26 protein-coding genes are annotated in these 25,083 nt (G+C 71.5%); 21 read left to right on the forward strand and 5 right to left on the reverse strand.

The genetic code is table 11. The annotated features are described in order from the left end of the window. Nucleotides 1-53 precede the first annotated feature (53 nt). Nucleotides 54-1,664 carry an amidohydrolase family protein gene (locus tag ACFY0K_RS17970; RefSeq protein WP_390640653.1) on the reverse strand — a complete coding sequence of 537 codons (1,611 nt, stop codon included), beginning with the start codon at nt 1,662-1,664 and terminating at the stop codon, nt 54-56. A gap of 8 nt (nt 1,665-1,672) precedes the next feature. Next, nucleotides 1,673-2,950 carry an amino acid deaminase gene (locus tag ACFY0K_RS17975; protein WP_390640654.1) on the reverse strand — a complete coding sequence of 426 codons (1,278 nt, stop codon included), beginning with the start codon at nt 2,948-2,950 and terminating at the stop codon, nt 1,673-1,675. A gap of 194 nt (nt 2,951-3,144) precedes the next feature. Here ACFY0K_RS17975 and ACFY0K_RS17980 point away from each other — a divergent pair, with 194 nt between their 5' ends. The 5 genes from ACFY0K_RS17980 to ACFY0K_RS18000 all read left to right on the forward strand — a co-directional run bounded on the left by ACFY0K_RS17980 (nt 3,145) and on the right by ACFY0K_RS18000 (nt 7,779). Next, nucleotides 3,145-4,224, forward strand: a complete 1,080-nt coding sequence (locus tag ACFY0K_RS17980; RefSeq protein WP_390640960.1) for a sugar kinase — start codon at nt 3,145-3,147, stop codon at nt 4,222-4,224. Then, the gene (locus ACFY0K_RS17985) at nt 4,221-4,988 is read left to right on the forward strand and encodes an IclR family transcriptional regulator (RefSeq protein WP_384029928.1); all 768 of its coding nucleotides are present in this window, start codon (nt 4,221-4,223) and stop codon (nt 4,986-4,988) included. Before ACFY0K_RS17980 ends, ACFY0K_RS17985 begins: the two co-directional genes overlap by 4 nt. Next, nucleotides 4,985-5,395: a RidA family protein gene (locus ACFY0K_RS17990; protein WP_390640655.1), complete on the forward strand. Its 411-nt coding sequence runs from the start codon at nt 4,985-4,987 to the stop codon at nt 5,393-5,395. The genes ACFY0K_RS17985 and ACFY0K_RS17990 overlap by 4 nt, the downstream gene beginning before the upstream one ends. 138 nt (nt 5,396-5,533) lie before the next feature. After that, nucleotides 5,534-7,012, forward strand: a complete 1,479-nt coding sequence (locus ACFY0K_RS17995) for a GntP family permease (protein WP_390640656.1) — start codon at nt 5,534-5,536, stop codon at nt 7,010-7,012. 65 nt (nt 7,013-7,077) lie between these two features. Continuing rightward, on the forward strand, nt 7,078-7,779 hold the full coding sequence (locus ACFY0K_RS18000; RefSeq protein WP_390640657.1) for a hypothetical protein: 702 nt from the start codon (nt 7,078-7,080) through the stop codon (nt 7,777-7,779). A 72-nt stretch (nt 7,780-7,851) separates the two neighbouring features. On the opposite strand, the gene ACFY0K_RS18005 is transcribed toward ACFY0K_RS18000, so the two are convergent. Further along, nucleotides 7,852-9,207 carry a M14 family metallopeptidase gene (locus ACFY0K_RS18005; protein ID WP_390640658.1) on the reverse strand — a complete coding sequence of 452 codons (1,356 nt, stop codon included), beginning with the start codon at nt 9,205-9,207 and terminating at the stop codon, nt 7,852-7,854. Nucleotides 9,208-9,553: 346 nt separating this feature from the next. Here ACFY0K_RS18005 and ACFY0K_RS18010 point away from each other — a divergent pair, with 346 nt between their 5' ends. Then, nucleotides 9,554-10,474 (forward strand): anti-sigma factor RsbA family regulatory protein, encoded by a 921-nt coding sequence (locus ACFY0K_RS18010; RefSeq protein WP_390640659.1) that lies wholly within the window; start codon nt 9,554-9,556, stop codon nt 10,472-10,474. A gap of 93 nt (nt 10,475-10,567) precedes the next feature. Here ACFY0K_RS18010 and ACFY0K_RS18015 read toward each other — a convergent pair whose 3' ends face one another. Beyond that, nucleotides 10,568-12,292 carry a chitinase gene (locus ACFY0K_RS18015; RefSeq protein ID WP_390640660.1) on the reverse strand — a complete coding sequence of 575 codons (1,725 nt, stop codon included), beginning with the start codon at nt 12,290-12,292 and terminating at the stop codon, nt 10,568-10,570. Between the two features lie 314 nt (nt 12,293-12,606). On the opposite strand from ACFY0K_RS18015, the gene ACFY0K_RS18020 reads away from it, so the two are divergent. From ACFY0K_RS18020 to ACFY0K_RS18090, 15 genes are all read left to right on the forward strand, one after another. Beyond that, nucleotides 12,607-13,434 carry a hypothetical protein gene (locus tag ACFY0K_RS18020; RefSeq protein ID WP_390640961.1) on the forward strand — a complete coding sequence of 276 codons (828 nt, stop codon included), beginning with the start codon at nt 12,607-12,609 and terminating at the stop codon, nt 13,432-13,434. Between the two features lie 66 nt (nt 13,435-13,500). Continuing rightward, complete coding sequence (gene cpaB / locus ACFY0K_RS18025; protein ID WP_390640661.1) at nt 13,501-14,205, forward strand: Flp pilus assembly protein CpaB; 705 nt, start codon at nt 13,501-13,503, stop codon at nt 14,203-14,205. Nucleotides 14,206-14,217: 12 nt separating this feature from the next. After that, on the forward strand, nt 14,218-15,483 hold the full coding sequence (locus ACFY0K_RS18030) for a CpaE family protein (RefSeq protein ID WP_390640662.1): 1,266 nt from the start codon (nt 14,218-14,220) through the stop codon (nt 15,481-15,483). 140 nt (nt 15,484-15,623) lie between these two features. Further along, complete coding sequence (locus ACFY0K_RS18035; RefSeq protein WP_390640663.1) at nt 15,624-15,953, forward strand: pilus assembly protein; 330 nt, start codon at nt 15,624-15,626, stop codon at nt 15,951-15,953. A gap of 1 nt (nt 15,954) precedes the next feature. Then, on the forward strand, nt 15,955-16,317 hold the full coding sequence (locus tag ACFY0K_RS18040) for a TadE/TadG family type IV pilus assembly protein (protein WP_390640664.1): 363 nt from the start codon (nt 15,955-15,957) through the stop codon (nt 16,315-16,317). A 19-nt stretch (nt 16,318-16,336) separates the two neighbouring features. Further along, nucleotides 16,337-17,674 carry a CpaF family protein gene (locus ACFY0K_RS18045; RefSeq protein WP_390640665.1) on the forward strand — a complete coding sequence of 446 codons (1,338 nt, stop codon included), beginning with the start codon at nt 16,337-16,339 and terminating at the stop codon, nt 17,672-17,674. A 7-nt stretch (nt 17,675-17,681) separates the two neighbouring features. Further along, nucleotides 17,682-18,626 carry a type II secretion system F family protein gene (locus ACFY0K_RS18050; protein WP_390640666.1) on the forward strand — a complete coding sequence of 315 codons (945 nt, stop codon included), beginning with the start codon at nt 17,682-17,684 and terminating at the stop codon, nt 18,624-18,626. Nucleotides 18,627-18,659: 33 nt separating this feature from the next. Further along, nucleotides 18,660-19,547 (forward strand): DUF5936 domain-containing protein, encoded by an 888-nt coding sequence (locus ACFY0K_RS18055; RefSeq protein WP_351711339.1) that lies wholly within the window; start codon nt 18,660-18,662, stop codon nt 19,545-19,547. A gap of 73 nt (nt 19,548-19,620) precedes the next feature. Continuing rightward, nucleotides 19,621-20,979: a sensor histidine kinase gene (locus ACFY0K_RS18060; protein WP_390640962.1), complete on the forward strand. Its 1,359-nt coding sequence runs from the start codon at nt 19,621-19,623 to the stop codon at nt 20,977-20,979. Then, on the forward strand, nt 20,976-21,698 hold the full coding sequence (locus ACFY0K_RS18065; RefSeq protein WP_390640667.1) for a response regulator: 723 nt from the start codon (nt 20,976-20,978) through the stop codon (nt 21,696-21,698). The genes ACFY0K_RS18060 and ACFY0K_RS18065 overlap by 4 nt, the downstream gene beginning before the upstream one ends. A gap of 107 nt (nt 21,699-21,805) precedes the next feature. Next, nucleotides 21,806-21,991 carry a hypothetical protein gene (locus tag ACFY0K_RS18070; protein WP_352354503.1) on the forward strand — a complete coding sequence of 62 codons (186 nt, stop codon included), beginning with the start codon at nt 21,806-21,808 and terminating at the stop codon, nt 21,989-21,991. Then, nucleotides 21,991-22,572 carry a pilus assembly protein TadG-related protein gene (locus ACFY0K_RS18075; protein ID WP_390640668.1) on the forward strand — a complete coding sequence of 194 codons (582 nt, stop codon included), beginning with the start codon at nt 21,991-21,993 and terminating at the stop codon, nt 22,570-22,572. Before ACFY0K_RS18070 ends, ACFY0K_RS18075 begins: the two co-directional genes overlap by 1 nt. A 35-nt stretch (nt 22,573-22,607) precedes the next feature. Then, the gene (locus ACFY0K_RS18080; protein ID WP_390640669.1) at nt 22,608-23,195 is read left to right on the forward strand and encodes a hypothetical protein; all 588 of its coding nucleotides are present in this window, start codon (nt 22,608-22,610) and stop codon (nt 23,193-23,195) included. 7 nt (nt 23,196-23,202) lie between these two features. Beyond that, complete coding sequence (locus tag ACFY0K_RS18085) at nt 23,203-23,832, forward strand: OmpA family protein (protein ID WP_390640670.1); 630 nt, start codon at nt 23,203-23,205, stop codon at nt 23,830-23,832. Between the two features lie 46 nt (nt 23,833-23,878). After that, nucleotides 23,879-24,160 (forward strand): hypothetical protein, encoded by a 282-nt coding sequence (locus ACFY0K_RS18090; RefSeq protein ID WP_390640671.1) that lies wholly within the window; start codon nt 23,879-23,881, stop codon nt 24,158-24,160. A gap of 436 nt (nt 24,161-24,596) precedes the next feature. On the opposite strand, the gene ACFY0K_RS18095 is transcribed toward ACFY0K_RS18090, so the two are convergent. Continuing rightward, nucleotides 24,597-24,962 carry a DUF192 domain-containing protein gene (locus ACFY0K_RS18095; RefSeq protein WP_390640672.1) on the reverse strand — a complete coding sequence of 122 codons (366 nt, stop codon included), beginning with the start codon at nt 24,960-24,962 and terminating at the stop codon, nt 24,597-24,599. Between the last annotated feature and the right edge of the window lie 121 nt (nt 24,963-25,083).

Below are 25,083 nucleotides of genomic sequence, written 5' to 3' on the forward strand. Positions count from 1 at the left end.
GGCTGGTTGCGCAGTTCCTCCCCCAGCCTTCGGCCGGGGTACCCCCAGCGCCCCTAAAGGGGCGCTCTTCGTACCGCTCGTCCAGCCAGTACGTCCGTTCTGCGGCCGTCCTCGATCACGAAGCGGCCGTCGATCAGGACGTGCGGGATGCCGGTCGGGAGGCGGCGCGGGTCCGCGAACGTCGAGCCCGCCGCCACCGTCCGCGGGTCGAAGAGGACGAGGTCGGCGCGGTAGCCCTCGCGTACGAGTCCGCGGTCCGGCAGGCGCAGCCGGGCCGCGGGGCGGGCGGTGAGATGGGCGACGCACTCCTCCAGGGAGAGGACGCCCAGCTCCCGTACGTAGTGGCCGAGGTAGTGCGGGAACGTGCCGTACGCGCGGGGGTGGGGTTTCGTGCCCTGGAGGATGCCGTCCGAGCCGCCGGTGTGGACCGGGTGGCGCATGATCGTGCGGACGTTCTCCTCGTGGCCGACGTGCTGCAGGATCGTGGTGCCCAGGCGGTCGGTGAGCAGGAGGCGGCGGGCCGTCGTCCAGGGGGACTCCCCGCGGGCGTCCGCCGACTCCTGGACCGTCCGGCCGACGAACGCCGTGAGGGCAGGGTCGGTCACGCCCGAGATCTCGATGGTGTCCCACTCGATGGGGACGCCGTGGCAGCCGTCGGAGCCGACGGTCTCCAGGTGGTGGCGGACGCGTTCGGATGCCGCGTCGTCCGTCAGACGGGCGAGGGCCGCCGCCGGGCCGCCCTCGTTGGCCCAGCTCGGCAGCATCGCCGCGAGGGTCGTGCTGCCGGGGGTGTAGGGGTAGGTGTCGAGGGTGATGTCCGCGCCGGCGGCGAGGGCCTCGTCGAGCAGGGCCAGCAGTTCGGGGGCCCGGCCCTTGTTCACGCCGAAGTTCATGGTGGCGTGGGCCAGGTGGAGCGGGCAGCCGGCCTGACGGGCCAGGGCCACCATCTCCGCGTACGCCTCCAGTGCGCCCGCGCCGTACGAGCGGTGGTGCGGGCAGTAGTAGCCGCCGTACTCCGCCACCACCCGGCACAGCTCGGTCAGTTCGGCGTCCGGTGCGTACATGCCGGGGGTGTAGGTGAGCCCGGAGGACAGGCCGACCGCGCCCTGGGCCAGGCCCTCGGCCACCAGCCGACGCATGTGGTCCAGCTCGTCCGGGGTCGCCGCGCGGTCCTCCCAGCCGACGGCGAGCGCACGGACCGTGCCCTGCGGGACGAGGTAGGCCGCGTTGACGGCGATGCCCCGGTCGAGGCGGTCCAGGTACTCGCCCACCGACCGCCAGTCGAAGTCGACGTCGTCACCGGAGCCGTTCCAGCCGGCGATCGCGCTGCGGACCTCCGCCAGTGTGCGGTCGTCGACCGGGGCGTACGACAGGCCGTCCTGGCCCAGCACCTCCAGGGTCACCCCCTGCGCGGCCTTCGCGCTGTGGTCGGGGTCCCGCAGCAGCGCCAGGTCGCTGTGCGCGTGCATGTCGACGAACCCGGGGGAGAGGACCAGCCCCTCCGCGTCCAGCTCGCGCATCGCGCGCGGGCGCTGGCAGCCCGCCGCAGCGGCCTCCTTGACGATCGACACGATCCGGCCGCCGTCGATCACCACGTCGGCGCGGTAGGAGGGTTCCCCGCTGCCGTCGACGACGTCCGCGTCCCGGATGACGAGCTGCTCCACGGCCCCTCCTAGAAGAACGTGCGGATGTAGTCGACGACCGTGCCGTCCGCCTCGGCCACCGGGATCAGCTGCCACTTGTCGAACGACGTGCACGGGTGGGAGAGGCCGAGACCCACCCAGTCCCCGACCTCCAGGTCCGCCCCGGGCTCGGTGCGCAGCCAGGCGTGCTGGTCGGACAGGCCGGTGACCTCGATGCCGGTCGCCGGTCGCTCGGTGCCCGCCCGGCGGATCACCTGGGCGACGGGGAGGTCGAGGTCGTAGGCCGCGTCCCGCTTGCCCGCGTTGGCGAAGGCCTGCTCGGGGGAGGGGCGGGAGACGATCTGCGCCCAGAGCCGGAAGGCGGGCTCCAGGGCGCCCTCCTCGGGCACCCGGTTGAAGGGGGTGACGTCCCGGTAACGGCCGTCGTCGTGCGAGACGTACGCGCCCGAGCGCAGCAACTTCAGTACAGGAGCGGACAGTTCCGGGATCCCGGCGAAGACGTCCGCGACCGCGTCGAACCAGGCGCTGCCGCCCGCGCTCACCACGATCTCCGACAGGCCCGCGAACCGGCCCGCCTTGTCGAACTCGACGGCGAGGGCGACCAGCCGGCGCAGATAGGCGTGCACCCGGTCCGGGTCGGCCTGCGGGACCTCGCCCTCGTACCCGGCCACCCCGACCAGCCGCAGGGTCTCCGTCCCGGCCACCGCGTCGGCGACCGCCGCGCACTCCGCCTCGGTACGGACCCCGGTACGGGCGCCGTCCCCGGCGGCGAGCTCGACCACGACGTCCACCGGGCGGCCGGACCCGCGCAGCGCCGCGTCCATCAGCTCGACCCCGCGCACCGAGTCGACGTAGCAGACGAACCGGAAGTCCGCGTCGCGCTCCAGCTCGGCGGCGATCCAGCGGAGCGCCGGGGCGTCCACGAGCTCGTTGGCGAGGAAGACCCGGCGGGTGCCGAACGCCCGCGCCACCCGCACCTGGTGCGGCACGGCGAGGGTGATGCCCCATGCCCCGCGCCCGGTCTGCCGGTGGAAGAGCTGCGGCGCCATCGAGGTCTTGCCGTGCGGGGCGAAGGCCAGTCCGTGCCGTTCGGTGTACGACTCCATCAGCGCGAGGTTGTGCTCCAGGCGCTCGGCGGACAGGGCCAGTACCGGGGTCGCGAAGCCGTCCGAGAACAGGTTGCGGCGCTGGGCGGCCAGTTCGCCGACGGTGAGGCCCTCTGCGTCCGGCGGGAGGCCCTTGAAACGGTGGTCGACGCGTTCCTCCGCGAGCCGGGCGAGCGCTTCGGTGCCGGTGTCGAGGGACACGGAGCCTCCCTGATCAGGTTGGTTGCATGCTGTGCAACGTCCATTGCGTATGTCGCTTACCGCTGTCTAACATCCACGCCAACGCCGGGTCAATGGAGCCCGTAGCGACCCTTCCCCGACGACGAGGAGCCACGACCATCGTGAAGGCCACCGGCGCGGTCGACGCCGTGGACGTCGTCGCGCTCGGCGAGTCCATGGTCACGTTTCTGCCCACCCGGCCCGGGCGCCTCGCGGACGTGCCGTCCTTCGACCGCGCGATCGGCGGCGCCGAGTCCAACGTGGCCTGTGCGCTGGCCGCCGCCGGACACGCCGTGCGCTGGGTCAGCCGGGTCGGCGCGGACGGGTTCGGCGACCACCTGCGGGAGACCGTCGGCGCGTACGGCGTGGACGTCTCGTACGTGGGCCGCGACCCAGGGCGGCCGACGGGGGTGTACTTCCGTACGGCCGGTGACCGGGCGACGGACGCGCACGAGGTCGCGTACTACCGGGCGGGTTCGGCGGCGTCCGCGATGTCGGCGGCGACGGTGGACCTGGCGGCGGTGCGCGCCGGGCGGATCCTGCACCTGTCGGGGATCACGGCCGCCTTGTCGGAGGGCTGCCTGGGGCTGCTGCGCGAGCTGACGGCTTCCGGCGGGGAACGGCCGCCGGTGGTGTCGTTCGACGTGAACTACCGGGCGGGGCTGTGGGGCGGGTCCGACGGCGCGGAGGTGCTGCTGGAGCTGGCGCGCCGGGCCGACATCGTTTTTGTGGGGGAGGACGAGGCGGAGCTGGCGTGGGGGGTGGGGGGCGGACCGGCGGCCGTTCGGGAGCTGCTGCCCGAGCCTGAGGTGCTGGTGGTGAAGCAGGGGGCAACGGGGGCGACGGCTTTCGTGTCGGCCGCGGCCCGGTGGGGGCTGGTCGCGCAGTTCCCCGCGCCCCTCAAGGGGCGCTACAGCCGCCGCTTCCTCCCAGCGCCGGTAACCCCGGCCCCCACCCCCGGCACTTTCGAACCCGCCCCCGTCGTCGACGTCGTGGCAACCGTCGGCGCCGGCGACGCCTTCGCCGCCGGTTTCCTCTCGGGGGTCCTGCGCGGCCTCCCGCTCCGGCAGACGCTCCGGCTCGGGCACCTCTTCGCCGCCGCCGCCCTCACCACCCCCGCCGACCTCGCCCCGCCCCCCGACCGCGACACCACCGACCGGCTGACCGCCCTGGACGCCGGCGCGTGGGAGAGACTTCGACTCGGCCCCGGCTGGACCGAAGCCGGCGCGGCCGAAGAGGAGGAACGCACCCCATGAGCCAGACCGTCGACCGAGCGCTCAGCATCCTGCCCCTGCTCGCCGAGGGCCCCGCCGACCTCGGCCAGGTCGCCGACCGCCTCGGCGTGCACAAGTCGACCGCACTGCGGCTGCTGCGCACCCTCCACGAACACGGCCTCGTCTACCGCCAGTCCGACCAGCGCTACCGCCTCGGCGCCCGCCTCTTCGCCCTCGCCCAGGAGGCGATGGAGAACCTGGACGTCCGCGAGATCGCCCACCCCCACCTGGCCCGCCTCAACGCGGCCTGCGGACACACCGTGCACCTCGCCGTGTTCGAGGAGGGCGAGGTCCTCTACATCGACAAGGTCGAGAGCCGTTACCCGGTGCGCATGTACTCCCGCATCGGCAAGCCCGTCGCCATCACCGTCGCCGCCGTCGCCAAGCTGCTCCTCGCCGACCTGCCCGAGCCCGAGCGGCGCGCCCTCGCTGACAAGCTCGACTACCCCATGTACACGGCCCGTTCGACGCCCAACGCGGAGGCGTTCCTCAGGGAACTGGCCAAGGTGCGCGAACAGGGCTGGGCCACCGACCTCGGCGGCCACGAGGAGTCCATCAACTGCGTCGCCGCACCGATCCGCGGCGCAGACGGGCGTGTCGTCGCCGCGATGTCGGTCTCCGCGCCCAACGTCGTCGTCACCGCCGACGAACTCCTCACCCTGCTCCCGCAGGTGCGCCGTACGGCGGACGCGATCAGCGGCGAGTACTCAGGCAGAACACCGATCAAGGAAGCCGGCACCAGATGACCGAGAAGACCGCCCTCACCCCCACGACCCACACCACCCCGCCCGCGAAGTTCTCGCACGGCGTCCGCAAGGGCAACATCCTCCAGGTCGCCGGCCAGGTCGGCTTCCTGCCCGCCGAGGAGGGCAAGCCGCCGACCCCGGCCGGTCCCACCCTGCGCGAGCAGACCCTCCAGACCCTCGCCAACGTCAAGGCGATCCTGGAGGAGGGCGGCGCATCCTGGGACGACGTCATGATGATCCGCGTCTACCTGACGGACGTGGACCACTTCGCCGAGATGAACGGCATCTACAACATCTACTTCGAGGAGCAGGGCCTCACCGCGCCGCCCGCCGCCCGCACGACCGTGTACGTCGGTCTGCCCGCCGGCCTCCTCATCGAGATCGACGCCCTCGCCGTCCTCGGCTGAGGTCGGCGGCTGAGGCCGACACTCCCTCAACTCCCGCACGCCGTACGGCTGTCACGGCACGGCACGGCGCGTCCCGCGGCGCCGTGCCGCGATGCCCCCTGCCCGAAAGCCCGATGAACTTACGCAGAGGACCCCCACATGTCCCTACCGCTCGCCGCCTCCGCCACCCCCACGACCCCACCCCACACCGGAGGCCTGCTCCTCCTCCTCGACGGCACCGCCGGACTCCTCACCGTCGCCGCCATCGGCATCGCCCTGCTCCTCTTCCTCATCATCAAGGCGCGGCTCCAGCCCTTCGTGGCCCTCCTCGCCGTCTCCATAGCCGTCGGCCTGCTCGCCGGTCTCTCGGTCACCGAACTCTTCGGCACCGTCCAGCGCTCGGACGCCGTCTCCACCGTGGAGTCCGGCATGGGCGGCATCCTCGGCCACGTCGCGATCATCATCGGGCTCGGCACCATGCTCGGCGCGATCCTCGAGGTCAGCGGCGGTGCCGAGGTGCTGGCCGGCCGGCTGCTCGGCCTCTTCGGCGAGCGGCGGGCCCCGCTCGCCATGGGCCTGACCGGCCTGATCTTCGGCATCCCCGTCTTCTTCGACGTCGGCATCTTCGTCCTGGCCCCCCTCGTCTACGCGGCGGCCAAACGCGGTGGCAAGTCGATCCTCCTGTACTGCCTCCCCCTCCTCGCCGGCCTCTCCATGACCCACGCCTTCCTGCCGCCGCACCCCGGCCCGGTGGCCGCCGCCGCGCTGCTGCACGTCCAGCTCGGCTGGGTCATCCTCATGGGCGTCGTCTGCGGCATCCCGGCGGTGCTGGCCGCGTGGGCGTACTCGGCGTGGATCGGCAGGCGGATCTTCGTCGCCGTACCGCAGGACATGGTCGAGGCCGCCGAGGAGGCCAGGCAGGCGGTGGTGGCCGAGCAGCGGGCGGCCGGGGTGGCGCCCCAGGAGAAGCCGGTGCCGCTCGGCACGGTCCTCGCCATCATCGGCACGCCCCTCGTCCTCATCCTCGCCGCGACCTTCTCCTCCATCGCCCTCGACCCCTCCACCGGCCGCTCGGTCCTCGAGTTCTTCGGCACGCCGATGGTCGCCCTCACCATCGCCCTGGTCCTCGCCTACTACCTGCTCGGCATCCGGCGCGGCTGGTCCCGCAAGTCCCTGGAGACCGTGTCGACCGCGTCCCTCAAGCCGGTCGGCAACATCCTGCTGGTGGTAGGCGCGGGCGGGATCTTCGGCGCCGTGCTGAAGGCGAGCGGCGTCGCCCAGGCCCTCTCCGACACCTTTCACGGCGTCGGGCTCCCGGTGATCGTGCTGTCGTACCTGATCTCGGTGGTGCTGCGGGTCGCCCAGGGCTCCGCGACGGTGGCGATCGTGACGACGGCCGGCATCGTCGCGCCGCTCCTCGGCGAGGGCCACCACTCCCAGGCCTTCGTCGCCCTCGTCATCATGTCGATCTCGGCAGGATCCATTTTCGCCTCGCACGTCAACGACGGCGGATTCTGGATGGTGGCCAAGTACTTCGGCATCAGCGAGCGGGACACCCTGAAGACCTGGACCGTGCTGGAGACGGTGCTGTCGGTGGCCGGGTTCGCGGTGGCGGGCGTGCTCAGCGTCTTCGTGTAGGCGTCTGATAACGAAGTCCGGGGCTGGCTGTGTCCAGCACAGGTTCTTGGACCATACTGCCCGCTGTGGAGCAGCGCATAGGAGCCAACAGCCAGCCCCTGGAGGGCGCCGGATTCGACCCGGCCTTCATCCCCGGGCTCACCGCACCCGCGTCCGCCGAGCCCGCGGACGCGCAGCCGGAGGACGCCCGGCCGGCGGAGGCCGAGGAGACCGTGGACGCGGAGGCGGCGGTGACGGCGGCAGAACCCGTGGCCGCGGCCGGTGCCGAGGCCACGGTGGACGCGGACGCCGCCGTCGACGCGGACGCCGCCGACGGCGACACCGACGACGCCGCGGAGACCTCCTCGGGCCCCGTCTTCGAGGCCGCCGACCGGCGCGCCCGGATAGTGGCCGACCACCAGGGCGTGCGCCTCAGCCTCGACGAGGAGAAGTGCGAGTTCCGCTGGGACGAGATCGGTGCGGTCGAGACCGAGGCGCCGCGCTTCGGCAAGCGCTTCACGATCACCGTCCACACGCCGGAGCGCCGCTGGTACCCCATCGAGATCGAGGCGACGTCCCGCTCCCGCTTCAAGGAGTGGGAGGAGCAGCTGGACGAGGTCCTCGACGCGTACTTCGACGACGGCGCGGAAGACGAAGCCGAGGACGCCCAGGAGGCGGAGGCGGCAGCGGAGGACAAGGCCGCGGACGAAGGTGAAGCCGAGGCCGAAGCCGGCGACAAGGCCGTCGACGAGACCGCGGACAAGGATGGGGCCCTCCGCAAGGAGTAGCCCCGTCCCGTCCGCGGCCGAGCCGCTCCGGCCCCGGTGGCTGCCCCACCGCCGGAGGGGCTCACCCGTCGGCTACCCGCAGTACTGCGCTTCCTTCCCGATCGACCTGTACATGCAGTCCGCGTTCTCCAGCAGTTGGAACACCGCGTCCCGGTTCCGCGAGGTCTCCCGCTCGATCACCTCGTCGGGCGGGTAGAAGCCGCCCCCGGAACTGGACGTCGGGTACATCTCGAAGGTGTAGTCGAAGATCTTCTGGGTGCCCCACAGATAGTCGTCGATCGAGCCGTCGGTGATGTACAGGTCGCTCGACTGCTCCGGCGTGTAGCCGTTGCTCGCCGCCATCTTCTGCCCGACCGCCTTGAACGCCGCGGCGTCGTCCGCGGTCATCCCGGTGGCCGTGTCGGCGGTCGTGTAGCCGAACGGCCACAGCACCAGCTCGCTGTACGTGTGGAAGTCGATGCCCGCCTTGATCTGCTGCTTGCCGCCGATCACCCGGCTGCGCACGAAGTCGGCGACCACCTTGACCTCGGGTGCCGACTCCGCGGACGCGCCCCGGTACGTCTCGGACGACGTCGAGCCCGACGAGCCGCCGCAGCAGCCCCACTTGTAGTTCCAGTTCCGGTTCAGGTCCGTACCGACGTACGACGAACCGGAGTTGGGCTGCCGGTTCTTGCGCCACGACCGGTAGGAGCCGGTGGCGATGTCGTACTCGCCGCCGTCGGGGTTGAGATCGGGGACGATCCAGATCTCCCGGCTGTTGACGATGTTCGTGACCCGGGAGTCCGATCCGTATCCGGCGCCCAGCTCCCGCAGCAGGTACAGCGCCATCTCCACCGTGAGGTGCTCGCGCGCGTGCTGGTGGAAGGTGAGGAGGACCTCGGGCTCGTTCTCGTCCGTGGCCACGTTGTCGCTGACCTTGATCGCGACGATGTCCCGGCCCTGGTACGACTTGCCGATCACCTGCTTGCTCATGATCGAGGGGTAGGCGGCGAGCCGCTGGTCGATCTCGGCGTTCGCCTCGGCGTAGTTGTGGTACTTCGAGTCGGCCGTCGGGAAGTCGAACAGGCGCAGGCGGTCCGCGGCGGACGACCGGTCCGGGGCCGCGCCGAGCGGTGCGACGTCGTAGCCGAGGCGCTTCAGCGCGGCGATCTGCGCGGGCCGCCCGGAGACGACCACGGTCTCCTCGTCGGCCTCGTCCACGGAGACGCCGGCCTGCTGGATCGCGGCACGGGTCACCGGGGTGGTGCTCTGGTGGATCTCGTACTGCCGGACGTCGTCGGCCGACGGGGCGGACGGGCGGGCGCTGTCGGCCGTCGCGTGGGTCGCCGTCGCCGACACGGGGGCCGCGAGGGCGAGAGCGAGCAGGGCGCCGAGGGCGGCGGTCCGTCTGCCGGTGCGGGCACCGGAGCCGCGTATGCGAAGTCGCATGAAGTCTCCTGGGGAGGTGGGGGTGGTTCAGTGCGACGTGCCTGTGTACCTGTGTGATGGCTGTGCGAGTGCCGCTCATCGTCCAGGGAATGGCATGGACAGGTCAAGATAGTAAAATTGGCCGCGCGAATCGGCCGCGCAGTGTACGCGCGTACCTGCCGCCGCAAGCGGACCCCGCCGAAGTGCACCCACCCGCGTGACGTCCGTGTGCGTTCTCCCGGTCCGCCGGGAGACCGTGGTCGGACGGCCAAGAGGAGGGCTGGCTGATCATGGGCGGATCGGCGCCGCGCGGGGCCTGCTGGCTGCCGCCCTGGTGACCGCCCGGCGCTGACGCACAGGAGACCCGATGAGCACCAGTACGGGCGGGCGCCCCGCCGCGTCCCACGGGCAGTTCGACCACCGGATGGCCGTGTTCGGGTCGGACGACGGGTTCGTCGCCGCCGCCCTGCCCTTCCTCGCCGAGGGCCTCGCCGCTCCGGACGAGCCTCCGCCCGTCGCCATCGCCGCCCCGGGTCTGCTGGCCGTCCTGCGCGACGCGCTCGGCGGTGACGCCCGGGACGTCGGCTTCATCGACCACACCGACTGGTACACCGGTACGGCCGCCAACGCCGTGGCCCAGGGCGCCGGTTACCTCGCGGCGAACGCCGGGCCCGGGGGCCGGGTCCACCTCCTCATGGAGCCCGACTGGGCGGGACGCGCGGGCCGTTCGGCACGGGAGAGCATCGAGTGGATCCGCTACGAGTCCCTCGCCAACCTGCTGTTCGCCCCCTTCGCCACCACCGCCCTGTGCGCGTACGACACCCGTACGGCGGGCCCGGCCGTCGTCGACGCGGCCCGCAGGGCCCACCCGGGTACGGGGGTGTACGAGCAGCCACCGGTCCTGGTGCGGGAGCTGGACGCCGTACCGCTGCCCCCGCCGCCGCAGTCCGCGGCCCGGCTGCCCGCGCCGGAGGCGGTCGCGGCCTGGGCCGCCGGGTGCGGGCTGCCGGCGGTGGACGCCGGGCTGTTCGGCCGGGCCGTCGGGGCGGCGGCGGCCGCGCACGGGCCGGTGGTCGAGGTCCTCGCCTGGGGCGAGGCCCCGGCCTGCGTCTGCGAGCTGCGGTTGTGCCGGGCGGTGGCCGACCCGCTGGCCGGGTTCGTGCCGCCGCCCGGCGGGGAACCGGAGCCGGGGCAGGGGCTGTGGTTCACGCGCCAGGTGTGCGCGTACGTCGATGTCCGGGACGGGGTGCCAGGGGACGGGGCGAGGATCCGCGTCCAGTACGTGTGAGCACGCGGTACGCGTGAACGAGCCGGCGACGGCCGGGGCGCCGCACGGCCCGGGTCCCGGCGGCCGGTCCGGCCGGCGGGACCCGGGCAGGGGTTACGGCAGGGCGTGCACGTGGGCGCCCACCGAGGACGACCACGCGTTCCCGGCCGCCGCGTCCCAGTTCGTCGACCAGGTCATCGCGCCCCGCAGGTCGGGGTAGGCCGTCGACGGCTTGAACGAGCCGCAGTTGGTGAGCTTGGTCAGGCAGTCGAGGGCGTTGTTGACGACGGTGGGCGACACGTAGCCGCTGCCCGCCGCGCTGGTCGACGCCGGCAGGCCGAGGCCCACCTGGGACGGCGACAGACCGCCCTGCAGCTGGATGCAGGCGAGCGCGGTCAGGAAGTCCACCGAGCCCTGGCTGTACACCTTGCCGTCGCAGCCCAGCATCGAACCGCTGTTGTAGTACTGCATGTTGACGACCGTGAGGATGTCCTTGATGTTCAGGGCCGTCTGGAAGTACCCGTTGGACGTCGACTGCATGTCGATCGTCTGCGGGGCCATCGTGATGATCAGCGAGGAGCCCGCCTTCGACGACAGCGAGCGCAGCGCCTGGCTCATGTAGGTCGCGTTGATGCCGTTCTCCAGGTCGATGTCGACGCCGTCGAAGCCGTACGTCTGCATCAGGGAGTACACGGAGTTGGCGAAGTTCGTCGCGGAGGCCGAGTCGCTCACCGAGATCGTGCCGTTCTGGCCGCCGATCGAGATGATGACCTTCTTGCCGGCCGCCTTCTTGGCCTGGATGTCGGCCTTGAACTGGTCGACCGTGTAGCCGCCGAGCCCGGCGGAGTCGAGGGTGAAGCTCACCGCGCCCGGTGTGCTGGTCGCGTCCGCGAAGGCGACGGCGATGATGTCGTACGAGGACGGCACGTCGGAGATCTTCTGGACGGTGGCGCCGTTGTTGAAGTTCTGCCAGTAGCCCGTCACCGCGTGCTTGGGCAGCGAGCCGCCGCCGCTGCCGCCGGACGCGGTCGTGGTCGCCGTCACCGCCGACGACTTCGCCGACTCACCCGCCGAGTTGGTCGCGCTGACCTGGAACGAGTACGACGTCGAGGCCGCGAGCCCGGTGACCGTCGCCGAGGCGCCCGTGACCGCCGAGACCCTGGTGCCGTTCTGGTAGACGTTGTAGCCGGTCGCGCCCGACACCGCGCCCCAGGAGAGGGAGGCGGAGGACGACGTCGTACCCGAGACCGCGAGGCCGGTCGGGGTCGCCGGGACGGTCGGGGCCGGGTCGGATCCGCCCCCGCCGTCGGGGCCGTAGACCGAGACGTCGTCGGCGTAGTAGGCCGGCTGGCCGTACCAGCCGTGCGTCCAGACCGTCACCGAGGTGGTCGAGGCGCCGGTGGTGAAGGTCGTCGACAGCTGCGTCCAGGACGTGTTCGGGGTCCAGGTCGACACGTCCGTGGTGCCGGTGCCGGTCACCCCGAGGTAGGTGTAGGAGCCCTGCACCCACGCGCTGAGCGTGTAGGTCGAGTTGGCCTTCACCGCCACCGTCTGGCTGCACTGGGCGTAGTCCTGCCCGGCCGGGGTCGCCTTCAGGGCGGCGGCGCCGGAGTGCACGGGGGAGGAGACCGTGGTCCCGCTGCCCGCGGAGCAGGTCCAGTTGGACAGACCCGACTCGAAGCCGGGGTTCTTCACGTTGTTGACGTCGGCGGCGGAGGCCGGCGCGGAGGCCAGGCCCGCCATCGCGAGTGCCGTGGCGAGGGAGGCCACGGCCGACCAGATGCGGATGCGTCGCTGTCCGGCATGCCGGGACGCGAGCCGGGGGATGAGTCTGGGCATGACAATCAAGGTGGTCCAGACCAATTCACGTGTCAATAGGTCCAGACCAAATTCAAAGGTCCGGGGAAGTACCCGCGAGGCGGAACGAGCCCCGGTCATATGCTCAACCTGTCCCGTTTTGGCGTCACTTGTGCGGTCACGGATCCCAGACAGCTACACAAACGCTGTTCTCCGGTCACAGGCGCGTGGTTACAGTGCTGAGGAAGTCACGCAATGAAGTCGTCCCGGCTCATTGGAGTAACGCCGGTGGGCCGCCGGGTGTGAAGAGCGGGGAGCTGCGCGTGCCAACTGCCATTGCCGTGACCAGTGCCGACATGGCGCTGCCCGTCCAGGACGAGCGGACCATGCCCGCGGTCGTCCTCAAGGACCTCGACCGGCGGCCCCTCGACCACACCCTCGCCGAGTTCGTGGCCCTCATCGAGCAGTACGGGTATGTGGTCGTCGTGTACTCGGACGCCGTGCCCGAGGCCGTGGTCCGTCGCCTGCACACCCTGCGCTCCCTCCTGGAGAGCGACCGCATCGCGCTGTTCCGCCCCGGCCTGCCGCCGCTCGGCATCGCCGTCCTGGCCCGGCAGCTGCGCCAGCTGGCCTCCTGCGACCTCAGCCCCGGCGTCCTCGCGTCGGCCGGCCGGCTGCTCACCCACTACATCCACTCCGGCGCCGTCCTCGGCTCCGTCGCCAAGCTGGACCGCGTCCCGGTCGGCCTCAAGGCGCACGCCAAGTCCTGGATGCCCGGCACCCACTTCGGGGTCGTCGCCCACCCCGAGCCGCAACTGGTCCGGATCGCCCCGGAGGCCGTGCTGAACGGCCCCGAGTTCAGCACCTGGATGCTGGTCGCCCGGGGGCAGCTGCAGTCCGACTGGATCGGCGGTCTCGCCAAGTCCTGGGGCGCGCACGGCCTGCGCGAGACCCCGCTGCCCGCCGAGTCGCCCGTGTGGTGGGGCACCGGCCGGATGATCGAGTTCACCAGCTACCTCGCCGACCTGTCGGTCCTCTACCAACTGGTCACCTCGGTACGGCAGACCAGCTGCCACTGGTGCGGCGTCGACGTCATCGGCGACCGCTGCGTCTTCTGCTCCGCCACCCCGCCCGACTACGACCCGCCGGCGCCCCGCGCGCTGGAACAGCGGACGCCCGCCTGACCCGTACCCCCCGCCATCGCTCGGTTCCCCCACTCTCCCCGCTTCCCCGATGAGGTCGCACGGTCCATGAACTCCCGTCAGCGCCGCGGCGTGATACTCCTGATCCTGTCGGTGATCTGCGCGCTCGCCGCGTTCGCCGGCGTGCTCTCGGTCATCGACAACGCGAAGTCCGAGGTCGGTCCCAAGGTCACCGCGTACGAACTCCGCTCCGACGTCACGCCGTACACCACGCTGAGCCCGCGCCAGTTCAAGAAGATCTCGCTGCCCAAGCGCTGGCTGTCCGCCAACGCCGTCACCAGCCTCAGCCAGATCCAGGGCAAGATCGCGGTCACCGCGCTGAAGAAGGGCTCGCTGCTCCAGACCGACATGATCGTCGACCAGCCCGAGCTGAAGCCGGGCGAGCAGGAGGTCGCCATCATGATCGACGCGGCCACCGGGGTGGCCGGCAAGATCACCCCGGGCTCGCGGGTCAACGTCTACGCCACCTTCGAGGGCAAGCAGCAGAGCGCCCCGGACCAGTCGAAGATCATCGTGACCAACGCCCGGGTCCTGGACGTCGGCGCCCAGCTCAGCTACGTGGACCCGGACAACAGGAACCAGCAGCCCAGCGACGCCGTCCCCATCACCTTCGCGCTGTCCACGCTCGACGCCCAGCGCCTCACCTACGCGGAGTCCTTCGCCCAGCGGGTCCGGCTCGCCCTGGTCGCGCCCGGTACGACGACCACCGTGCCGGACAAGGACCGCACCTACGAACTCGCGACGGACAAGTGAGAGGCGCCCTCCATGCCCATCAGGATCCTCCCCGCCGTCGGTGACGCGGACGCCGTCCGCTCCCTGGTCTCCCTGCTCAGCCAGCTCCCGGACACCGAACCGCTGCCCCCCGTCGTCGACTCCACCCAGCTCGTCGACACCCTCGCCCGGTCCGCCGCCGAGTCCGTCGACGAACTCCCCGAGGTCGTCGTCGTCCACGAACGCATCGGCCCCGTCCCGGCGTTGGAACTGATCCGCGAGGTCGCCCTGCGCTTCCCCGCCGTGGGCGTCGTCCTGGTCACCACCGACACCAGCCCCGGCCTGTTCGCCGCCGCCATGGACTCCGGCGCCCGCGGCCTGGTCGGCCTCCCGCTGAGCTACGAGGAACTGGCCGGGCGCGTCCAGGCCGTCGCCCAGTGGTCCACGGGGGTACGACGCCATCTCGGCCACGGCGCCGACGTCTTCGCCGGCGTCGGCGGCACCGTCGTCACCGTCAGCGGCGCGAAGGGCGGCACCGGCGCCACCCTCGTCGCGGTCCAGATCGCCCTCGCCGCGCAGGCCTCGGGGCACTCCACCGCCCTCGTCGACCTCGACCTGCAGACCGGGGACGTCGCCTCCTACCTGGACGTCCAGTTCCGCCGCTCGGTCGCCGACCTCGCCGCGGTGGGCGACATCTCCCCGCGGGTCATGGCCGAGGCCGTCTTCCGCCACGACTCGGGGCTCGCCCTGCTCCTCGCGCCCGCCGAGGGCGAACGCGGCGAGGAGGTCACCGACCGATCCGCCCGCCAGATCCTCAGCGCCCTGCGCTCCCGCTACGAGGTGGTGGTCGTCGACTGCGGCGCCCAGCTCGGCGGGGCGGGCGCGGCGGCCGTGGAGTCCGCCGACCTGGCCCTCCTCGTCACCACACCGGACGTGGTCGCCGTCCGGGCGGCGAAGCGGACGGTACGGATGTGGGACCGGCTGCAGATCCGCAAGGCCGAGGAGACGACCGTGGTCGTCAACCGGTACACGCGCGGTACGGAGATCCAGCCGGCGCTGATCGGCCGCATCACCGGGACGGCCATGGCGGGGACACCGATTCCCGCCAATTTCAAGGAGCTTCAGGGCGCGGTGGACGCGGGCCGGATGCACGAGCTGGACTCACGGAGCACGGTGAAGCAGGCGCTGTGGGGGCTGGCCGGGGAGCTGGGCCTGGTGCGGACGGGGGAGGGGGCACCGCCGCCGCGCCGGTCCGGGACACGGGCACGGGGCGGGGAGCGGGCGGCGGTGGGGTTCCGGCGGCGGAAGGAGCTGCCGTGAGACGCGGTCGGTCGGGTTCGGGGGCGAAAGGTCTTAGGTCGCGTGCCGGTGCGAGCAACCCCCACCGGGCCGCACCCGACCGACGACCCGGCGCCCCCCTCCTCCGCGACCGCGGACAGGTCTCCATCGAACTCCTCGGCATGACCCCGGTCATCATCCTCACCCTGGTGCTCATGTGGCAGGCCGTCCTCGTCGGCTACGCCTTCACCCTCGCGGGCAACGCCGCCGACGAGGGCGTACGGGCGGGCACCGCCGTCCCCCGCGGGGAACGCTTCGGCGTCTGCGAGCGCGCCGCGCTGGAGGACCTCTCCGGCGCCTGGCGGGACGGCGCCACGGTGGACCGCTGCGGCGGCACCGGCACGGTGACCGCGGACGTCTCCCTGCGCGTCCCGGTCCTCTTCCCCGGCTCCATCGACTTCCCCGTCACCGTGCACGGCCACGCCGGCACGGTCGAGGAGGTGAAGAACTGACATGCACCCCCGTCACCCCCGGCTCCCCCGCCTGCGCTCCCGCGACCGCGGCCAGGTCGCCATCGAGTACCTCGGCTTCCTCCCGATCCTCCTGATCGTCGGCCTGGCCGGCATCCAGCTCGGCGCCGTCGCCTACGCCGCCGAGCAGGCCGGTACGGCGGCGCGGGCGGGGGCACGCGCCGCCTCGCTGCGGCAGGACGCCGGCGCCGCCTGCTCGTCCGCGGTCAGCAGCGGGATCGACGTGAGCTGCGCGACCTCCGGCGGCGGCGACTCGGTCACCGTCACCGCCACGGTCCACATCCCCAGGATCGTCTGGGACCTCGGCAACGCCACCAAGTCCGCCACGATGCCCGTCGACCACTGAACGAGGAGTACGGACCACCATGAGCCTGCGGGCACGTATCAACTCCCCCGAGGAGCACGGCAGCCGGGGCGAGGACGGCCACCTGGTCTCCTCCTACCGGGCCAAGCTCCTTGAGGAGATCGACCTCGCGGAGATGAGCGCGCTGGCCGCCGCCGAGCGCCGGGCCCGGCTCGAACGCGTCCTCGGCCACATCATCAGCCGCGAGGGCCCGGTCCTGTCGACCGTCGAACGCTCCCAGCTGATCCGCCGCGTCGTCGACGAGGCCCTCGGCCTCGGCATCCTGGAACCGCTCCTCGAAGACGCCTCGATCACGGAGATCATGGTGAACGGCCCGGACGCGATCTTCGTCGAGCGCGGCGGCCGCGTCGAACAGCTGCCCCTCCGCTTCGTCTCGGCGGACCAGCTGATGCAGACCATCGAACGCATCGTCTCCACCGTCAACCGCCGCGTCGACGAGTCGAACCCGATGGTCGACGCCCGCCTCCCCTCCGGCGAACGCGTCAACGTCATCATCCCGCCGCTCTCCCTGACCGGCCCCACCCTCACCATCCGCCGCTTCCCGCGCTCCTACACCCTCCAGGAGCTGATCGGCTTCGGCTCGCTCGACGAGCACATGGTGTTCCTGCTGGCGGGCCTGGTGCAGGCGAAGTTCAACATCATCGTCTCCGGCGCCACCGGCACCGGGAAGACCACCCTCCTCAACGCCCTGTCCGGCCTGATCCCGGCCCACGAACGCATCATCACCATCGAGGACTCCGCCGAACTCCAGCTCCAGCAGACCCACGTGGTCCGCCTGGAGTCCCGCCCGGCGAACGTCGAGGGCAAGGGCCAGGTCACCATCCGCGACCTGGTCCGCAACTCCCTGCGGATGCGCCCCGACCGGATCGTGGTCGGCGAGGTCCGCGGCGGCGAGGCCCTGGACATGCTCCAGGCCATGTCCACCGGCCACGACGGCTCGCTCGCCACCGTCCACGCCAACAGCGCCGAGGACGCCCTCACCCGGCTGCAGACACTGTCCTCCATGTCGGACGTCGAGGTCCCCTTCGTCGCCCTGCACGACCAGATCAACAGCGCCGTCGAGGTCATCGTGCAGCTGACCCGGTTCGCCGACGGCGCCCGCCGGATCACCGAGATCGCGATGCTCGACAGCCACGGCAGCGAGCCGTACCGGCTGGCGACCGTGGCCCGCTTCGACGCCCAGCCCATGACCCACGACGGGCGGGTCTTCGGCACCTTCCAGTACTTCCCGCTCCCGCGCCGCACCGCCGACCGCCTCTACATGGCGAGCCAGCCCATCCCGCAGGCCTTCGGCGTGGCCCAGCACCTCGACCAGCTCACCACCCGAGAAGCCCGGTAGGCGGCCCATGTCCCTCCACGACCTCGTCACCCTCACCACCGGCATCACCCTGCTGGCCGGCCTGCTGGCCGTGGTGGGCCTGCACACCTACGCCTCCGGCCGGGCCCAGCGCGCCGCCCTGGTGGACCGTCTCTCCTACACCGGCCAGGCCCCGCTCACCGGCCGCCGGCGCCGGTTCCGCAACCTGGACCGCCGCCTGCGCGGCACGTCGGTCGGCCGCCGCCTGGAACTCCGGCTGGCGGCGACGGGCCTGGACGTGACGCCCGGCGAGTTCTTCGTCTACATGCTCGCCGCCGTCGCGGCCCTCTGGCTCATCGGCCAGGCCGCCCTCGCCCCCTTCTTCGGCCCGATCGCCGGCCTGCTCGGCGTCTTCGCCGCCGTCCAGTTCCTCAACTGGCAACGGCAGAAACGCATCGAGCGGTTCATCGCCCAACTCCCCGAACTGGCCCGCATCCTGGCCAACGCCACCCACGCCGGCCTCGCCCTGCGCACCGCGATCGGCATGGCCGCGGAGGAGCTGGAGGCCCCGGCCGGCGAGGAACTCGGCAAGGTCGCCGACCAGCTGGCGATCGGCCACTCCATGGACGACGCGCTCGGCGAGCTGGCCGACCGGCTCCCCTCCCGCGAACTGGTCGTCCTCGTCACCACGCTGGTCCTCTCCAACCGGGCCGGCGGCCAGGTCGTCTCCGCCCTGCGCAACCTCACCGAGACCCTGGAGGAGCGCAAGGAGACCCGCCGCGAGATCCGCACCCAGCTCTCCCAGGTCACGATGACGTCGTACGCCGTCCCGGTCCTCGGCGTCGGCGCCCTGTTCCTCATGAACGGGGTCAAGGACGGCACCCTGGCCCGCATGACGGGCACCGGCCTCGGCCAGGCGGCCGTGGTCATCGCCTTCGGGCTGTACGTCATCGGGTTCGTCCTCATCCGCCGCCTGAGCCGCATCGACGTCTAGGCACTCGACGTATAGGTAGAGGTGGTATGTCACATGGCACTCCTCCTGGCCCTCCTCATGGCCCTCGCCGTCTACGGCGTCTTCGCGGGCGTCCGCATGTACCGCGCGGACGCCAAGCTCCCCTCCGACCTGGCGATCGCCCTGGAGGTGGGCGCCACCCGCACCGGCGCCGCCAACTCCCTCATCGACCGCATGGGCATGCGGTACGCACCCGCCGTGCTGCGCCTGATGGGCCCGCGCCAGGTGGCCAAGTACCGCCGCAGGATCGACCTGGCCGGCAACCCCGGCGGCCTCACGATCGACCGCTACGCGGCCCGCCGCGCCGTCTACGGCGCCCTCGGCGGCACCGGCTTCCTGGTCTTCCTCCTCCGCGGCCAGTGGCTCGTGGCCGTCCTGCTCCTCCTCTTCGGCGCGTTCTGGACGGAGGTCGGCATCTGGTCGGCCATCCGCCTGCGCAAGGACGTCATCGAACGCACCCTCCCGGACTTCCTCGACGTCCTCGCCGTGGTGGTCGGCGCCGGCCTCGGCTTCCGGCAGGCCCTGGACCGGGTGGCCACGCACTACGAGGGCCCGTGGGCCGACGAACTGCGCATCACCCTCCGCCAGATGGACCTCGGCATGAGCCGCCGCCAGGCCTTCGCGGAACTCCGCCGACGCAACGACTCCGAACAGGTGGCGATGTTCGTGACGGCACTCCAGCAGGGCGAGGAACTGGGCGCGCCGATCGTCGACACCCTGGTCGCGCTGGCCAAGGACATGCGCCGCACCGACGCCCAGAACGCCCGCCGCAAGGCGGCCCGCGCGGTACCGAGGGCCACCCTCATGATCACCACGTTCATGGTCCCGGCGACGATGCTGCTGCTGGCCGCGGGCCTGCTGCTCGGCTCCGGGGTCGACTTCGGGTCGGTCACGGGTAAGTAGGGGGGAGCAGGCGGAGGTGACGACCGTGGCGACCAGCGAGGACGAGGAGAAGACCGCGACCCGAGCGGACGGCGTGGCCGAAGTGGGCGGCGCGACCGACGTGAACGGCGCGACCGACGTGGGCGACGCGACCGAGGTGGGCGGCGTGGCCGAAGTGGGCGACGCGACCGAAGGGGGCGGCGCGGCCGAGGTGGGCGACGCGACCGTCGTTGCCGGCGTGGACGGTGCGACCGTCCTTGTCGGCGTGGACGGCGCGAAGGTCGAGGTCCGTGCCCTCCAGGCGCTGTGCCGGCAGGTCTTCGGCCTCCGCCTGGCGATGATCGCCGTGGCGACCCCGGCCGCCCTCCTCAACGCCAGCCCCGGCCTGGGCGCCCGCCTGGTCGGCTCGGCCGTGGTCGTCACGTTCATGGTCTCCTACGTCCTCTTCCGGGACTGGCAGCGCTTCGGCCCCCTCCTCCTGCGCCACCCCACCCTCCTGGCCGCCGACACCCTCTTCGGCTCCCTCCTCCTGATCTCGGCGGGACCCGACACCACCCTCGCGTACGTCAGCGTCTGCACCCCCCTCCTCGCCGGCCTCCTCTACAGCTGGCGCGGAGCGGCGGTCTTCGCCTCCCTCCAGTCGCTGATCCTTCTGGTGGCCCAGGAAGCACTGCGGCACCACTCCGCACCGGCCGAGTCCCTCCTCCTCCCCGGCCTCTGTGTCATCACCGGCGCGATGGGTTCGACCCTGCGCAACCTGATGCTCCGCTTCGGCGCCGCCACCGAGGCCCTGACCGAGACCCGGGCCCGCCTGGCCGCGACCGAGGCGGCGAGCGCGGAACGCGCCCGGCTGGCCCGTGAGATGCACGACTCGGTGACCAAGACGCTGTACGGCGTGGCGCTGGTCGCCGACGGCCTCGCGGCGTCGGCGGCCGTCTCCCCGGACCGCCTGGACCCGGCCCTGATCAGCCAGCAGGCGGACCTGCTGGCCAGGGCGGCCCGCCGGGCGGCGGCGGAGTCCCGCGCACTCCTGACGGACCTGCGCGGCGGCCCGGAGGCCGACGTACTGTCCCAACTGGAGTCACTGACCACCGGCTTCACCGCGCGCACGGCCCTGCCCGCCCGGTACGACGGCCCCGCCGCCCCGGTCCCGCTCCCGCCCCCCACCGCCCGCCAGCTGCTGGGCATCGCGGCGGAAGCCCTGGAGAACGCGCACCGTCACGCACACGCGACGAGAGTCGACGTACGGGCCGCCACCACCCCCACCCACCTGGTGGTGACGATCCACGACGACGGCCGGGGCCTGCCCGCGGACACGTCCCTCGAAGACCTGCGCCGCACCGGCCACTTCGGCCTGCTCGGCATGACGGAACGAGCGGCGGCGGTGGGCGCCCGCATCCAGCTGACCACCGGCGAGGGCACGGAGGTCCGAGTGGAGGTGCCACTGCCATGACCGACGCGACAAGGCCACTGCGCGTCCTGGTGGCCGACGACAACCCGGTGATCCGCGCGGGCCTGACCGCCGTCCTCTCCGCGGCGGAGGACCTCACGGTGGTGGCGGAGGCCGAGGACGGCCGTGCGGCCCACGAGGCGGCCCTGCGCCACCGCCCCGACGTCATCCTCCTGGACGTCCGCATGCCCGGCGTGGACGGCATCGCGGCCCTGCCCCACCTGGTCCGCGTCGCCCCGGTCATGATGCTGACGTACAGCGACGAGACGGCCCTCGTGCAGGAGGCGGTCCGGCTCGGCGCCGGGGGCTACCTGGTCCACGGCGAGTTCACGACACAGCAGCTGACCGAGGCGGTACGGGGCGTGGGCCGGGGCCGGCCGCACTTCACACCGACGGCGACGAACGCATTGCTGGCGCATGTCAGAGGGAACGCAACTGCACACACTAAACCGGAACTACGCGCTCCCCGTAAGGAATTTACTACCCACCACCTTTCGCAATTGCAACCATCCGTGGGACAGTCATCCCAGTCCCGGTTTCAACTGAGCAGCAGGGAGGCGGAGATCATGGACCTCATCGCGTCCGGCATGAACAACCAGCAGATCGCCGCCGTCTGCTTCATCAGCGAGAAGACGGTCAAGAACCACATCAACCGCATCTTCGCCAAACTCCACACCACCACCCGCGCCCAGGCGACGGCCAAGTGGCTGGGGGTGGCCTGAGATGAACCGGGTGAACTGGGTCCGGATTTGGGCCCCCGGACCCTCCGCCACCGGGTATGTTCCGCCCTACGCTGCCAGGATCGGAACCGAACCCGGAGGGGAGCACCATGAGCAACCTGATGCTGCGGATGCTTGTCGCAATGCAGCGCCGTGCCGACGACCGGGGCCAGACCGCGGTCGAGTACCTGGGGATCATCGCGGTGGTGGTGGCGATCGTGCTGGCGGTTACCGGTACCAGCATCGGCAGCCACATTCTGGAGAAGATCCTGGCGCAGATCGACAAAATCGTGTGATGCGTGTTCGCCGTTACGGCGATTCAGGGCAGGCCTTCCCCATCTACATCACGGTAGTGGGAGGCCTGCTCTTTCTCGCGCTCGCGTACCTCGCGGTCGGCCAGGCCGCGGTGAACCGGAACGGTGCCCAGACGGCTGCCGACGCTGCGGCCCTCGCTGCGGCCCTGAACACGCGTGACGAGCTTGCGGGCCAGTGGGTGCAGGACGTACGCGACCCGACCAAGTGGCAGGACATCTTCGACGGCAAGGTGGACGTCGCGGACTCCTGCTGGCGTGCCGACCAACTGGCGGCACAGAACGACGCTACGGCTCAGTGCGCGGCCGAACCGCCGCTGAGTTACAAGGTCGACGCCGAGACGAACAAGACCGTGGGCGACACCGTCGTTCCAGGCACCGAGAACATGAAGTCGACGGCTCACGCCACAGCCGTGATAGAGCCGCTCTGCACATTCACGCTCACCGGTGGTGGCAGTGCCCTCCCCGAACTCACCTGCAGGGATCGGAACTGGGAGCTGAACCTCGGCGATCTCGCCGATCTCCCGAAACCCGAGGACCTCTTCGATGTCCATCTGGCCGACTGACAAGCGAATCGACGAGTGAAGAAGGAAGCGGAGTGATGGGCATTCGGTTCACTGCGAAGGCTCGCAGGCGGATGGTCGCACTGGCCATCACAGCTGGTCTGGCTCTCGGCGCGGCCGGATGCGGCGGCGGTGGTGGTGACGACGGCGGCAAGAAGCCGGGCGCGTCGGCATCGGCCTCCCCGAGCGGCGGGTCTCAGCCGAGTGCGCAGGAGGGACAGTCCGCTGCGCCCCTCGCCGAACTCAACGGCCCTTCCGGCCTGATCCTCCAAGTGACCTCCGCCGTCCGGGACTCAGGCGGATTCCTCACCGTCAACGCGAACCTGAAGAACGACGGATCCCAGTCGGTCGTGGTCCCCGTGGCCCTACGGGGTGACGAAACGGAGATCGTCCAGCACGGTACGTCGTTCGGTGGCGCCACCCTCGTGGACTCCAAGGGAAAGAAGCGGTACTACGTGCTTCGGGACACTGACGGCCGCCCGCTCACCACGACCGATCTGTCCTCGATCGACGCCGGCCAGACCATCCCCGTCTTCATGCAGTTCCCCGCCCCACCGGCCGACACCACCGAGGTCACCCTCCAACTCCCCACCTTCTCCAGCGGCACCATCAAGATCTCCGGGTGAGGCCGAAGTGACCACTCCACGCCTTCCCCTGACGCTGGGCGCCGCGGCGCTCCTGCTCGCCACGAATCTCTGCGGCGCGACGACCGCCCGTGCCGACGGCGGCGACCCGAGCGTTCCGCCGGGCACGGAACCCTCCGCCTCCGCCCCCGTGAAGATCGACCCGACCGATCCCGACCTGAAGCTCCCCGAGGGCGCCACCCTCGCCGCGCCCAAGGTCCTGGACATCAAGTCGGTCGTGGAGGACCAGAGCGGTGACGAACGGCGGGAGGACACCAACGCGGACGTGACGTTCGCCCTGCAGGCCGAGGTGCTGTTCAGCAAGGACAGCGCGAAGCTGAGCGAGGCGGCGAAGGCACGGATCGGGGCGATCGCGGACGAGATCAGGAAGCAGAACCCGACCCAGGTCCGCGTCTTCGGCTTCACCGACAACCTGGGCACCTCGGCCCACGGAGACGTCCTCTCCCGCCAGCGCGCCAACGCCGTACAGGGCGTCCTGGACCAGGACCTGAACGACCCGAACATCACCTTCGACGTCCGCGGCTACGGCGAGCAGTACCCGATCGCCGACAACTCGACGGAGGAGGGGCGCAAGAAGAACCGCCGGGTGGAGGTCACGTTCCCGCGGATCGAGAGCTGAGCGCCGCCAGCCTCATCAGACGTGTACGTGACGTATACGTTCCGCTATGTCCGACGTCGTGATCCGTGTGCCCGCCGAAGTCCGTGACCAACTCGCCGCCGTGGCGGAGACGCGCGGGACCAGTCCTCGTGCGCTCATGCAGGAGATAGCGACTCAGACTCCGACCCCCGAGCAGATCCAGGAACGGGCCGAGCGTACTTGCGCCCTCCTCGCCGAGCGGTTCGGGCACTATGTGACCGACGAGGAGTCCGCGGAAACGCGGCGCAAGATGCGGGAGGCCACCGCTGCGCACCGGGCCGCACTGGCGGAGGCGGAGTCACCCCGTTGAACGTCGCCGAGCACTACGTCCTCGACAGTGCCACGCTGCCGGCAGTGGGCGGCAACAAGCAGGTCTCAGGACTCATCCACGCGGCGGCGGCCAGTGACGACGTGCGCCTGTGGGTGCCGGTTCTGTGTCTCCTGGAGGCCGAGCCGGAACGCGCGGGGATCGTCGCTCACGTCGGAATCCTTCGGACGTCCTCCGATTCGTCGACGACGACTTTGCGACAGCGCGACCGTTGCCGAGTTGTGCCGAGTCGACGTCGGCTTCGGCGTCGCGGCTGCCGTACGTGTCGCGCGGCCGAACCCTATGCTCCCCGACGGGGCGCTGGTGGCGACGGTCGCGTCAGAGGCCTACAGGGGCCTCGGAGTCGGGGTCATGGACCTGAACCGCTGACGGAGGACTGAGGTCGTGGTGACAGTTCCTGGAGCGCGGGCCGCCAGCCCTACTCCACCTCGACCGTCACCCGCGCGCCCGCCCTCACTCCCCATCCGGCCATGGCCCCCGCTTCCGCCTCCAGCACATGCCGGGAGCGGAGGCGAGGCCGGCCGAGGCGCCCCGGCGGCATCGTCCGCACGGCGATGACGTTCAGCCGGCGGTCCAGGTAGGCGACGTCGATCGCCATGCGCATCCGGAACGTATGGATCCCGTTGGCGGGGGACAGCAGGATCGCGCCGTCCAGGCCATCGCGCCCCAACAGCCCCTTGGTGCGGGCGCGATACGACGTGGCGATCTCCAGCGGAACGGCGGCCACCCGGCCCCCGTCCCCGTGCACGAGCAAAGTTCCCCGGCCGTCTCGCCAGCGCCCCACACCCCACCCCTTTCTTGGCTCCCCCGCAGGTGTCCGCACCGACGGTATCCACAACGCGGGCGGCAGGTCCTGTCCGAAGCGTGAATACGTGTCACCCGAACACGCGGAGATCGTTGAGCGG

Source organism: Streptomyces sp. NPDC001507 (assembly GCF_042894765.1).
GTDB lineage: Bacteria > Actinomycetota > Actinomycetes > Streptomycetales > Streptomycetaceae > Streptomyces.